The following is a 13,291-nucleotide window of genomic DNA, read 5'->3' on the forward strand; positions in this document are numbered from 1 at the left end:
TCTGAACATGCATAAACCTCTTTTGTTAACATCACTTTTTATCACAACCATGGCAACTGCCCAGCAGAAAATGACGCCTGAGCAACTCTGGCAACTGGGCCGGGTGAGCGGGGAAACGATCACAACAGACGGTAAGACAGTTATCTTCGGTGTTTCTAATTACAATATCGCCGAAAACAAAAGCGAAAAGAATCTCTTTTCCATTCCACTGACAGGAGGCACAGCTAAACAGATCACCACATCCCCCGGTGGAGAGGGCGATGTAACGGCCCTGGGCGGCCAGAAGATCGGGTATTCCCTGAAAGGACAATGGTGGGAAATGAATGCTGACGGCAGCAGCGCTGCACAGATAGCCAATGTGGAAGGACTGCAGAACATCCGCTTCTCACCCGACGGAAAATATATCCTCTTCTCCAAAGAAGTGAAGCTGAAGAAAATAAGCGGCAGCGATCATTATCCCGATCTGCCCAAATCCAATGTACAGATCTATGATAACCTGAATTACCGTCACTGGGATACCTGGGAAGACGGTAATTTCCAGCACGTATTCTTTGCCCCATATGAGAACGGCAAAGTAGGCACAGCTACAGATATCATGGAAGGCGAGCTGTATGATTGCCCGCAAATGCCTTTCGGCGGAGCGGAAGACATGATATGGGCGCCCGATGGAAAGTCCATCATCTACGTTACCAAAAAGAAATTCGGTAAAGAATATGCAGTCAGCACCAACACCGATATCTACGAATATAATATCGAAACCCGCGCCACTAAAAACCTTTCCGAAGGACTGGCCGGTTACGATGTTGCCCCTTCCTTCAGCCCTGACGGTAAATACCTGGCCTGGCTAAGCATGGCCAGAGATGGTTTTGAAGCTGATAAGAACGATATCATTGTATTGAACAGAGCTACCGGCGCCCGCTCCAATCTGACCAAAGACTGGGACGGTACCGTGGCATCTATCTCCTGGAGCAAAGACAATAAACAACTCTTCTTCCTGGCCGTGATCAAAGGCACCGAACAACTGCTGGAAATCACACTGCAGAAAGATATAGCTGCTACTACAGCAAAACATATACGTCAGGTAACAGAGGGCGACTTTGACATCAACGCCATTGTTGGTCAGTCAGGCAACACGCTGGTAGTTTCCCGCACTGATATGAACCATGCGGCAGAGCTCTTTACCGTTTCCCTGCCCAAAGGCACCCTCCAGCCGCTTACCAGCGTCAATAAAGCGATATACGACAATACCGGCATGTGTAAGATCGAAAAACGCTGGATCAAAACTACCGACGGCAAAGAGATGTTAAGCTGGGTGATCTTCCCTCCGGACTTCGATCCCGCCAAAAAATATCCTACCCTGCTCTATTGCCAGGGAGGCCCGCAGGCAGCACTTTCACAGTTCTACTCTTATCGCTGGAACTTCCAGCTTATAGCCTCTCAGGGTTATATAGTAGTTGCACCTAACCGTCGCGGTATGCCGGGTCATGGTGTAGAATGGAATGCCTCTATCAGTAAGGACTGGGGTGGCCAGCCTATACGCGACTATCTGAGCGCCATAGATGCTGTCAGCCAGGAGCCTTATGTAGATAAGAACCGTCTTGGTGCTGTAGGCGCCAGCTATGGTGGTTATTCTGTTTACATGCTGGCAGGTACACATAACAACCGCTTCAAATCATTCGTTGCGCATGATGGCCTGTTTGATCTGAAAAGCTGGTACGGTACCACCGAAGAGCTCTGGTTTGCCAACTGGGATATAGGCGCTTACTGGGATGCAGCAAATGCTAAGGTCTATAAGGAATTCAACCCCAGCGAATATGCCAGCAAATGGAACACACCTATCCTGATCATCCAGGGTGGTACAGACTTCCGCGTAGGTATAGAGCAGGGCTTACAGGCCTTCCAGCTGGCACAGCTCAAGGGTATCAAAAGTAAATTACTCTACTTCCCTGAAGAAAATCACTGGGTACTGAAAGCACAGAACGCCCTTGTATGGCAAAGGGAGTTCTTCAAATGGCTGAAAGAAACTCTTTAATCATATTGGCATACGAGTGGCAAACGCCATTCGTATGCCTTCTTTAACTCCCAAAAAATTCCCGACGTTATGTTCACGACACTTCTGCTGGATATCCAGGACAATATCGCCACCATTACACTTAATCGGCCCGATGTTTACAATGCTTTTAATGATCCGCTCAGTTATGAACTACAGGATGCCCTTAAACAGGCAGAAAGAGATCCTGCTGTAAGAGTAGTGGTGCTTACCGGTGCAGGCAAAGCCTTCTGTAGCGGGCAGGACCTGAAAGCAGCTATGGATGGGGGCAAGCGAAGCCTGAGCGAATCCCTTCACAAACGCTATAATCCTATTATCCGTGCTATCCGCAATATGCCCAAGCCCGTTATCTGCAAGCTGAATGGCATTGCTGCCGGCGCCGGCTGTTCCCTGGCCCTTGCATGCGATCTGATTATAGCCAGCGAAGCATCCGCTATGGTAGAGATCTTTATCAATATTGCACTGGTGCTGGATTCCGGGTCCTCTTATTTTCTTCCCCGTACAGTAGGCTATCACCGCGCTTTTGAACTGGCTACAAAAGCCACTAAATTATCGGCCACTGAGGCACTGGAGCTGGGGCTGGTTAATAAAGTGGTAAAGGCGGAAGAGCTGGATGCGGCTGTTCAGGCAGAAGCGGCATTTTACGCAAATGCACCAACCAAAGCTATAGCACTGCTTAAAAAGATGCTGACAAAAGGTATGACAGAGAACCTGGATGCGGTGTTGGATTATGAGGCGTATTGCCAGGAAATTGCCGGTAATACGGAGGATAACAGGGAAGGCATTCAGGCCTTTCTTGAAAAACGAAAGCCTGCATTCAAAGGAAATTAACATAAAAAAGGCTTTAACCTTCGGTTAAAGCCTTTTTTATGTGGAGTTTTCTTTTCGCTGCACGCAGCTGAAAAGAAAACAAACTATCTTTTTATAAACCACTCAGCATAAAGCCTATAGAATACGCTCTTACATCGTACGTACCTGTTTCTTTGAACATAGAGTTTAATGCATAGGTACCATAGATCGCAAAGTTACCGTAACCAATCCTTGCAGTACCGGCAAAACGCCAGGTATTAAACAGGTATTTATTAGCGATCTTCTCAGTATTCCTGTTACCGTTAACGGTAGTTACCCCTTTGGTATGTGCATTCAGCAGGTTACCTATTTTCAGGCCCAGGCCTACTTTAAAGCCTTTATTGGCATTCTCAGGCACCTGGCGGTAACGTAGCTCCAATGGCAGTTCCAGGTAAGTGGTGGCGAATTTAAATTTCTTGTACGCATCTGTATCCTCAAAATCAGGAGTGCTGGAAGTATTTGTCAGGTCCAGCGCCTGATTTTTCAGCAGGAAGTGATCTGACCCGATCCCTAAACCTGCCGCAAGGCTGAAATTGGTCTTTTGCAAGGGGATGTCATACATCAGCGCAATATTGAACTGGCGATCAAATCCAGTGTTAATATTTCCGGCGCCGGTACCTGTCAACCCAACATATCCAAGCTGGATCACAAGGAAATCCCTGGAATGTGAGGCAGCACTCATGGCGCTGTTAGCAACTGCATTCTTGGCATCCTGTGCAAAAACGCCAACCGAAAACGCCATCAATCCCAGCGTAAAGAATAGTTTCTTCATGTTTAAGTATAAAGTCTTGAAAGAGAATATTAAGCAAATTTAATGGAATAGGAATAAAATGAAGGGTTAAAATAATGCAAAAATATCCGGCCAGCTATATATTCCTGCCCTGAAGAAAGCATGATAAGATCAGGTAGTAGGAAAACTGCTCGAAAAAAACGCTTTTGCCTTCGGCAAAAGCGTTTTTTTCGAGGGGGTATCTGACCTTCGGCCGGCTAAAAAGTTACAGGGAAATTAACTGAACAGATACAGTACATCCTCTTTCGTAAGCTTCTTCACAAATCCGGTATCATCAGCAATGATCTCTTTCACCAGCGATTTCTTACGCTCCTGCAGCTGAAGTATCTTCTCTTCCACAGTATCTTTACAGATCATGCGGTAAGCAAATATATTCTTCGTCTGGCCTATACGGTGGGTACGGTCAATGGCCTGTTGTTCCACCGCCGGGTTCCACCACGGATCTACGATATAAACGTAGTCAGCAGCAGTCAGGTTCAGACCCACACCACCAGCTTTCAGAGAGATCAGGAACACACGGCAGTCGTCATTCTGCTGGAAGTTCTGGATAGCGCGCTCACGTTCTGTTGCAGATGTGCTGCCATCAAAATACTCGAACGGTATTTTCATATGTTGCAGCTTCTCACGGATCAGTCCCAACATACCCAGGAACTGAGAGAAGATAAGCACTTTATGGTTGCTGATGTTCTCAGACATTTCGCGGGTCAGCTCATGCAGCTTAACAGAGTGATTGGGATACTGCTCTGCTTCATTGAGGATGGCGGGCGAGTCACAGATCTGGCGCAGTTTCATAAGGCCCTGCAGGATGGTGAGCTGTGAACGTTCCATGCCCTGGTCCTCAATAACACCCAATATTTTGGAGCGGTAAGAGTTACGGTAAGCGTCGTAAATATGACGCTGTTCGGCATCCATTTCGCAGAAGATGACGGTCTCTATCTTCTCCGGCAGTTCTTTTGCCACCTGCTCTTTGGTACGGCGCAGGATGAAAGGATAGATCAGCTTCCGGAGATGGTCCTTACGTTCTTCGTCCTGGAACTTATCTATCGGTGTAGCAAATTCGTTACGGAAGAAATCTACGCTGCCCAGCATTCCCGGGTTCAGGAAGTTCATCTGGGCATAGATATCGAAGGTATTATTCTGCATTGGCGTACCACTCAACGCCAGCTTGTTGCGGGTATTGAGCAGCTGTGCCGCTTTGGTTACTTTACTCTGCGGGTTCTTGATGGCCTGCGATTCATCCAGCACAACATAGTCCAGCTCCATCTTCATCAGTGTCTGCACATCACTTCTTAATGTGCCGTACGTAGTGATCAGCACATCAAATTTCTGCAGCTCCTCAATGTTCTTCAACCTTGTAGGACCGTGATGAATATGATAGGTGATGGAAGGCGTGAATTTACGGATCTCATTCTCCCAGTTATAGATAAGCGTTGTAGGACAAACCACTAACGCCAGGCATTTGCCATCATGTTTATTCTTATAATGCTGGATAAAGGTCAGCGCCTGGATAGTTTTACCAAGACCCATGTCATCTGCCAGGATACCGCCCCATTTCACTTCATCCAGGTAGTTCAGCCATTGGAAACCGCTCTCCTGGTAAGGACGCAGGGTTGCATGCAGGTTATGCGGCAGGGCAATGTTCCTGATCTCATCGAACTGCAGCAGCTTACGGCGTTTTTGTTCCAGTTCCATCAGGATGGCTTCGTCATCGATAAACTCATACAGTTCATCTATTACGCTGAAGTTGTATTTGCTCAGCTTCAGGGCGCCTTTATCTTTTTCTTCCCCTATTTTGAACAGGAGGGAATATTTCTTCAGCCACTCTTCCGGCAGTAATCCCAGAGAGCCATCTGCCAGCTGTACATAGTTCTGTTTACTGGCCAGCGCCTGTTTAATATCGCGGATGCTGACCTTCTGATCGCCATACACCACTTCGATCTGTGCATCAAACCAGTCTATACCGGAACTGATCTGCAGGTTGGTAACCGGTTTATGTGCGCTGAACTTGAAGTTCTTCAGGTTATCGAACCCGAATACGCGTACGTTCATTTCCTTTAGTGCGTCAAAGAAGAGGAAAAACCAGTTGTTCTTCAATGCTTCCTTCGCCTTCAGGAAGAAATAATTATTGTTGGTAGGCTGGGCAAAGCTGGTATGCAGGCTGCTCAGCTTCTCTACAAATTGCTGTTCTGCTTCTTTGTTCCTGTGAATGATGAGCACTTTGTTGCCCTCCTGCATGGTGATCCTGCTCTCATCATTCCATTCCACTTCCTGCCCGTGATATGCAAATCCCGGCTGGATAATGAAAGTCTCGCCCACTTCTTTCAGGAATACCCTGCATTCAGGTACAATATCATCTACTTCTGCCAGCAGGGAATTATCAAACTGTATCTGGTATTGCCTGCTCAGCGGCAGCAGGTAGTCCTGCAGGTAAGTGTCCCACTGGGAAGCAGGGATACTGATCTTTCCGTTTTCACGGAACAGCTCTACATGCAACGCATCCTGTGGATTTTCAAAGAGGTACAACACCTGGTTCCTGAGGAAGAGGAGGGAGCTTTCCCATTGATTGTCTGCCACATTCACGATTTCACCTTCTATAGACACATGGCAGGTCACTTCCACATGATCTGCTCCGGCATGTGTCTTAAACACCGGCTGCAGTCTTTCTCCTGCCAGCTGTACGGGTTGCAGGTTCTTGGTTTTAAATTGCTGGCGGTTGGGCAGCAGGAATAACAATCCGTGCGCCGCTATCTGCGGGAACAGTTTGGCCAGTTTGGGATGCAGGTATTCCAGCATCAGTTCCTTCGTCTCTGTAGGCAATGCAGATTCATTATCATCATGCGTGATATTCTCCCATATGCCTGCAAAAGGTGAGTTTTTACTCAGGAACTTGCTGACTTCCATGCCCTGTACCTTACGTACAGGCGTGATCAGGTCACGGTCAGCTTCTTTATATTGATAGAAATCTACGTACTTGCTCAGGTCCAGCCTGCTTACCAGAGACACGAAGCCTGTCTGTTCATCATTCACTTCCCCGCTTACCAGGTCTATTCTGAAGAACGGGTATAATTGTTCATTCCCGTTAAACACCACTCCCAGGCGCTGTGTGATCACGGCAGCTGTATCCGGTGGAGGAGGAGGGGCCTGCTGACGGCTGATATTGGCGCCATCCACACGTTTGATACTGGGGTCCAGCACACGCAGGAATGGCTTTCCTTCCATATAGGAGAAAGTGAATTTACCATCCAGGTCGTCACTCAGGGAATAGCCGTATAATGAAAGTAATTTGTTCTTTTCCTTGTCCCAGTTGCGCAGCGTATCAAAATAGTATGGCCCGTGTGCATTCAGCAGATACAGGAACAAAGCTGTTTTATGCTTGCAGAGGGCATGTTCTGTTTCGTCGCAGGTACAATGGGTATCAAAATGTCTTTCTTCATTCCGCTGGATGATAAGCGGGTATTCCTGCCCTTCAAATTTCAGGGTGGCCTCTACTTTCTCATCTTTGGCAGAAGTGACCTTAATGTTTTTTACCTGTTTGGCAATCTTTTCCGCTTCGTTGAATATATCTGCTGAAGTCAGCAACTTCAGGGATTTCATATCTATGAACTTCATTTTCACCAGCGTATGCTGCTGGTTGTATTGAGTATCATAGCTTTCGAAGTGATTCTTATCCAGCATTTCCTGCAACTGGAACATAGCAGCCGCTTCATGCCGGCATATATCTCCGAGATTGTAGGGACACTGACAGCGTACAGACATGCTGGATGTTTCGTGATACTTATTGATGGATACGCGGTAGTAATTAGCGTGGGTATCACTTTTTACGCGGAAAGTGGCTGATTTGAGGATGGGATCAGCTTCCAGCAGCTCAACACCGCCGGTAGCAAATATGCGCTTCCCCCTACGGATCACCTCATCGGTTCCGTTATTATAGACATATTTCAGCAGCTGGGGCAGCGACATAGTTTAAAATTGCCTGCTTTATTTGCCAGCCTGGGTTAAACTAAAATATTTAGCAGCTGGTGAAAAGGCAATTCACAAAAGTACGCAGAAAAAACTTAAAAAGCTACAACACAGATAACCCTTGCGCTACATGGTATAGCACACAGGGGCAAACACTTTATAAAAAGCGATTATCTGCAGTTATTCCGCAGCTATAAGTTCTCCATTCCGGTAAATGGGCAGTACATTGGCGCCATCGGGAGTGAGGCAGTAATGAATATCTTTTTCCAGTCCGTATTTAGCCAGGCGTTTGTAGTGGGATGCCTGTTTCATTACTTCATGAATATTACCGGCAGATGTCTGGTATAATGCTTCCGCTGCCAGCGCCGAATCACAGTCTACAGAGAAATGTTCCCGGATACGGCTCACTACTGCTCCTGCAAAAAGTGTATCCTCCATGTTTACCCTGTCTTTCCATGCGGCACAGCCCAGGATGACCGGTTTCTTTTGCGCCACCAGGTAATCACATACGGCAGAAATGTTGGGGAATGATCCTGTAATGATCTCTATGGCGTCTTTAGCCATATGCAACAGCTTGGTGCCGTTGGTGGTGGTCAGCACCAGGGTTTTGTTCTCAATGAACTCCCTGGGGTATTCAAAAGGAGAGTTTCCATGTTCCAGGCCTTCCGCAATTCTTCCGTCACGTTCTCCGGCAGTAATAGCATTCAGCTTATTTCCGATCTCTATACATTCTGCCACGCTGGCTACCGGAATAACCCGGCTGGCGCCATTATATAACACGGTACAGATGGTGGAAGTAGCTCTCAATACGTCGATGATCACGACTATACTGTTCTTTACATCATATAAATGTAATAGTGCCGGCGATAAACATACCTCTAAAGAAGGTTTCTGCTCTCCTGTCATTCTCGTTATTTTAAGGCCATAGCCCATGACAATCAAAGGCTATGGCCCTGTTTTAGTCTAAAATCACTCTCCACTTCTCACTCTCCGCATACTCTTTTATCACTTCGTTCCGCACCTGCAGCAGCCGGGTCATGTATTTATTCAGGTAAAACCGTTCAAACATCCTGCCCAGCCAGCCGTATGGCGTGCCAAACTCCATTATATCAATTGCAACTGTTCCGTTACCTATCTCTTTAAAATGATGCTCATGTTTCATATAAGTAAAATCGCCCTCTACCATCTCATCACAGAAATAGTCCTTATAATTCATTTCTGTGATCCTGGTGGTGAGCCTTCTTATTTTACCCAGGTGTTTAGCCTGCCAGGTCACTGTTTCCTCACGCTCTATCAACCCGTTGGTACGCCCCTTGATAGCTTCCTCCTGCAGGTGCGCCATGCTGCGCTTATGCAGGGTAATACTCCGGCTCAGGTCATATACCCGGTCCATAGGAGCATGAATGACAGTTGTTATATGAATAGTAGGCATAGAATAGATATGGTTTTTTTGCAATTTAAGCGAACTTAACTTAAAAATGGCACCTTCACCACTTTAGCCTTCAGCGCTTTGTCCCTGACTGCAATATATATCTCAGAATCCTGGGTTGCAAATGCAGTTTTTACGTATCCCAGGCCAACTGCCTTCTGCAGGGAAGGTGACTGTGTTCCTGAGGTTACCTTACCTATCACCTGGCCGGAAGCGTCTTTGATCTCATAATCGTGACGGGGAATGCCCTTGTCTATCATTTCGAAACCAACCAGCTTACGCTCAACACCAGCTGCTTTCTGCTGTTCAAATACCTTGCTGGATGTAAATTCTTTGGTAAACTTGGTGATCCAGCCCAATCCTGCTTCCATAGGGGAAGTAGTATCGTCTATATCATTACCGTACAGGCAGAAGCCCATTTCCAGGCGGAGGGTGTCACGGGCGCCTAAACCAATAGGTTTCAGCCCTTTAGGGCCACCTTCGGCAAAGATCGCGTCCCAGATCTTATCTGCCGCGCCGTCTTTATCTTCAAAATAGATCTCTATACCACCAGCTCCGGTATAACCGGTAGCGCTCACCAGCACATTCTTCACTCCTGCAAATTCACCTTTGGCGAAAGTGTAGTATTTCAGGTTCACCAGGTCAATTTCTGTCAGCGGCTGCAGCATGCTGGACGCATTTGGTCCCTGAATGGCCAGCAGGCAGGTTTTATCGGAAATGTTGTGCATTTCCACGCCTTTGGTATTGAATTTACTGATCCATTCCCAGTCCTTTTCAATATTGCTGGCATTCACCACCAGCATATACACCTTATTTTCCTCGATACAATATACCAGCAGGTCATCCACGATACCGCCCTGTTCGTTCGGCAAACAGCTGTATTGCGCCTTGCCGGCCGTCAGTTTGGAAGCGTCATTGCTGGTTACCCGCTGTATCAGGTCCAGTGCATTTTCTCCCTTCAGCATGAACTCACCCATATGACTTACATCAAACACCCCTGCGTTATTACGTACCGCCTGGTGTTCATCGTTGATCCCACTGTAGGAGATCGGCATATTGTAGCCCGCAAAAGCAGCCATCTTAGCGCCCAGCGCTATATGCTTGTGTGTAAATGGTGTGTTCTTCATAATTTAATAAATGATCGGTTCTTGTTTTGGGTATGTTTTTAGTTTAGGTTTTGTTTAAGCCCCGCAAAAATAGGCTGATTTTCTAAATTCAGGGGACAAATACTGTTTTTGGTTCAATAATTGCCTTTCTCAGGGCAGATCATGGATATCTCTATATTTGCAAAGTTAACGTCCATGCTCTTATACTTTTAAAACCAGCAACTTGTGATGAAGCACACTGCATCGCTACTGACACTGTTATTACCCTTTATATTAGTAAACGCGCAGAAAAAGGCAGACCGGAAAACACTGGGAAATCTTCAATCCCACATTACCTACCTGGCCAGCGATAAGCTGGATGGCCGCCGTACCGGCACCCCGGGAGAACAACTGGCTGCCGCCTATATAGCAGACCAGATGAAACAGGCCGGCCTCCATCCCAGGGGGGACAGCGGCTACCTGCAGGTATTTCCTGTCAGCGAAGGGAAACAGATCAGCAGCTCTTCCCGCATGAAGGTGAACACCACCTACCTGGAAGCCGGGCAGCAATTCATTCCCCTGCCCTTCAGCGCAGAGAAAACTGTGACCGGTGATGTGCTCCCGGAAGTAAAAGAACCGGGTAATATCTGGTTGATAAATGTAAAAGAAGACGTAGAGCTGAACCCTCATGCCGATCCGCTGGACGTATACCGGCAGCAGACCCGGGAAGCTGCCAGATCCGGCGCTACCGCCGTGATCTTTTACAATGGAAGTGAAAATGTTGCAGACGTGTCCAGGTGGCTTAACCGGCCATCAGAGCCCCTCACAATTCCCGCCCTCTGGCTGGATAACTCCGGAAGCAAAACCCTGGAGAACGCCGCCACTATCAACATAGACCTGCAGGTGGGCTTTTCTGCCAGCAAACGTACCGGTACCAATGTGGTAGGGTATATTGACAATAAAGCTCCCGGCACTATTGTACTGGGCGCACATTTTGACCACCTCGGACACGGGGAAGATCACAATTCACTGGCCCCCGGCAGTAAAACCATCCATCATGGCGCAGACGATAATGCAAGCGGTACAGCGGCTCTTCTCGAACTGGCCCGCCAGCTGAAAGAATCACGCCTCCATAAATACAACTACCTCTTTATCGCTTTCTCAGGCGAAGAGCTGGGGCTCTTTGGATCCAAATATTTCACAGAGCACAGTACCATCCCTGCCAGCACCTTTAACTATATGATCAATATGGATATGGTAGGACGGCTGGATACAGCCAAAGGCCTGCAGGTAGGAGGAATAGGCACCTCGCCATCCTGGCCTGCATTGCTCAGACATGCCATTCCGGACGGTATGCGCGTTACATATGACTCATCAGGTGTTGGTCCCTCAGATCATACTTCGTTCTATCTTAAAAATGTTCCTGTCCTGTTCTTTTTTACAGGCACCCATAACGACTATCACAAGCCATCGGACGAAGCGGCAAAGATCAATTATGACGGAGAGCTCCGTGTAATTAAAGTAGTCTATGACGTTGTAGCAAAGTCTAACGATACAGATAAGCTTATGTTCACTAAAACGCGCGACAAACAAACCGGCTCCAGCGCGCGGTTCACCGTCACCCTGGGTATCATGCCGGATTATACCTGGCAGAAAGCCGGTATCAGGGTAGATGGGGTGTCTGATGGCAAACCGGCCAGTAAAGCGGGCATACTCACCAACGATGTGATCATGCAACTGGGAGACCATAGTATTACAGACCTGGAAGATTATATGCAGGCACTCTCTTCATTTAAAAAAGGCGATACAACTACAGTGAAAGTGATCAGGGGAGAGGCTGAAAAAGTATTTAATGTTCAATTCTAATCGTTTTATAATATCTTGCAGCGTCATAATCTTGTAATATGAAAGCTGTATTGATCATATCACTCGGGGCTTCACTGCTCTTTTCGTGTAATCAGACACGTAACGACGGTACCAATACCGATGCCTTTGATATCATTACAGAGAAAAGTTATGTAGTGCGTGAGCCGCAGCCGGTAAAAGATACACTGACAGGCGCCGATTCAATACTGCTGCGCAGGCAAACGCTGACAGACTACCTGGAACGTCATGGCTTCAAAAAACACATTGCGGCCAAAGACAGCCTTCTCTTCAGAAGGAATAACAGGCAGGAAGTGATGATAGGGCTCTTTGAGCCGGAAGATGCCTGGCAGGAGAACATGATCATAGCTTTTGACCCAATGAAAAACCCACTGTTCATTAACCTGCATAAAGACACAACACAGATAGAACAGTACATTAATAAAAAATAGCCGGGCAACTTTTAACTGGATTTGGAACCAAAACAAAATATACGACTCTGCGTAGATGCGGTAGTTTTTGGCTACACCGCAAAGGAAAGCATTTCCGTATTGCTCATCAAACGCACCATTCCTCCCTTCATGCATCGCTGGGCCCTGCCCGGAGGCTTTGTACTTGATGACGAGACCCTGGAAGATGCCGTTACACGCGAATTGCAGGACGAAGCCGGAGTACATATCAACTACCTTGAACAACTATATACGTTCGGCGTACCCGAACGCGATCCCCGCGGCCGCGTAGTTTCCGTGGCTTACTTTGGACTGGTCAATCCTACCAACTTCAAGCTGGCAGCCAGCTCTGACGCAGAAGACGCCCGCTGGTTCGATATGAAGAACCTGCCGGACCTGGCATTTGATCATGCCCGGATAGTAAACACCGCTGTAAAAAGACTAAGGGCAAAGATCAGGTATGAACCTATAGGCTTCGAACTGCTGGATAGGAAATTCCCAATTTCCGACCTGGAGAAATTGTATGAAACAGTATTGGACAGACCAATAGACCGCCGCAATTTCCAGAAGAAGATCAACCACCTGGGCATACTGATGGGGCATAATGAAAAACAGAAACACCCTTCAGCAGGCAGGCCGGCAAAGCTGTACAGCTTCAATGAAGAACGCTACTTCCAGCTGAAACAGGAAGGTATCACTTTTGAGATATAGCCGCATCTGACGCATTTCCCCCTGTAAATTGACGTGTTCACATCCCCGCATACACAGTAATCCTGAGTAAGTTTGCTTTGTTAAAACAAACAGAATGCAACTCAG

At 47.2% G+C, this 13,291-nt stretch carries 10 protein-coding genes; 5 read left to right on the top strand and 5 right to left on the bottom strand.

Going from position 1 to position 13,291, the window contains the following annotated elements:
• Positions 1-7: 7 nt before the first annotated feature.
• Both GO493_RS01900 and GO493_RS01905 read left to right on the top strand, forming a co-directional pair.
• On the top strand, positions 8-2,032 hold the full coding sequence (locus tag GO493_RS01900; protein WP_157304365.1) for a S9 family peptidase: 2,025 nt from the start codon (positions 8-10) through the stop codon (positions 2,030-2,032).
• Between the two features lie 69 nt (positions 2,033-2,101).
• Positions 2,102-2,881, top strand: a complete 780-nt coding sequence (locus tag GO493_RS01905) for an enoyl-CoA hydratase-related protein (protein ID WP_157304366.1) — start codon at positions 2,102-2,104, stop codon at positions 2,879-2,881.
• 91 nt (positions 2,882-2,972) lie between these two features.
• Here GO493_RS01905 and GO493_RS01910 read toward each other — a convergent pair whose 3' ends face one another.
• The 5 genes from GO493_RS01910 to gcvT all read right to left on the bottom strand — a co-directional run bounded on the left by GO493_RS01910 (position 2,973) and on the right by gcvT (position 10,205).
• Entirely contained in the window at positions 2,973-3,671 is a 699-nt protein-coding gene (locus GO493_RS01910; protein WP_157304367.1) for an outer membrane beta-barrel protein, read from the bottom strand.
• A gap of 234 nt (positions 3,672-3,905) precedes the next feature.
• Positions 3,906-7,649: a DEAD/DEAH box helicase gene (locus GO493_RS01915; protein WP_157304368.1), complete on the bottom strand. Its 3,744-nt coding sequence runs from the start codon at positions 7,647-7,649 to the stop codon at positions 3,906-3,908.
• Positions 7,650-7,829: 180 nt separating this feature from the next.
• Positions 7,830-8,555, bottom strand: coding sequence for a 2-phosphosulfolactate phosphatase (locus GO493_RS01920; RefSeq protein WP_157304369.1), 726 nt, complete (start codon positions 8,553-8,555; stop codon positions 7,830-7,832).
• A 52-nt stretch (positions 8,556-8,607) separates the two neighbouring features.
• Positions 8,608-9,081, bottom strand: coding sequence for an SRPBCC family protein (locus GO493_RS01925; RefSeq protein WP_157304370.1), 474 nt, complete (start codon positions 9,079-9,081; stop codon positions 8,608-8,610).
• Positions 9,082-9,116: 35 nt separating this feature from the next.
• Positions 9,117-10,205 (bottom strand): glycine cleavage system aminomethyltransferase GcvT, encoded by a 1,089-nt coding sequence (gene gcvT, locus GO493_RS01930; RefSeq protein WP_157304371.1) that lies wholly within the window; start codon positions 10,203-10,205, stop codon positions 9,117-9,119.
• A 207-nt stretch (positions 10,206-10,412) separates the two neighbouring features.
• On the opposite strand from gcvT, the gene GO493_RS01935 reads away from it, so the two are divergent.
• The 3 genes from GO493_RS01935 to GO493_RS01945 are packed head-to-tail and all read left to right on the top strand — an operon-like array spanning position 10,413 to position 13,186.
• Positions 10,413-12,029 carry a M20/M25/M40 family metallo-hydrolase gene (locus tag GO493_RS01935; RefSeq protein ID WP_232538759.1) on the top strand — a complete coding sequence of 539 codons (1,617 nt, stop codon included), beginning with the start codon at positions 10,413-10,415 and terminating at the stop codon, positions 12,027-12,029.
• A gap of 38 nt (positions 12,030-12,067) precedes the next feature.
• The gene (locus GO493_RS01940) at positions 12,068-12,478 is read left to right on the top strand and encodes a hypothetical protein (RefSeq protein WP_157304373.1); all 411 of its coding nucleotides are present in this window, start codon (positions 12,068-12,070) and stop codon (positions 12,476-12,478) included.
• A 21-nt stretch (positions 12,479-12,499) separates the two neighbouring features.
• Positions 12,500-13,186 (top strand): NUDIX hydrolase, encoded by a 687-nt coding sequence (locus tag GO493_RS01945; RefSeq protein ID WP_157304374.1) that lies wholly within the window; start codon positions 12,500-12,502, stop codon positions 13,184-13,186.
• Positions 13,187-13,291 lie beyond the last annotated feature (105 nt).

It is taken from the genome of Chitinophaga tropicalis (assembly GCF_009758205.1).
GTDB lineage: Bacteria > Bacteroidota > Bacteroidia > Chitinophagales > Chitinophagaceae > Chitinophaga > Chitinophaga tropicalis.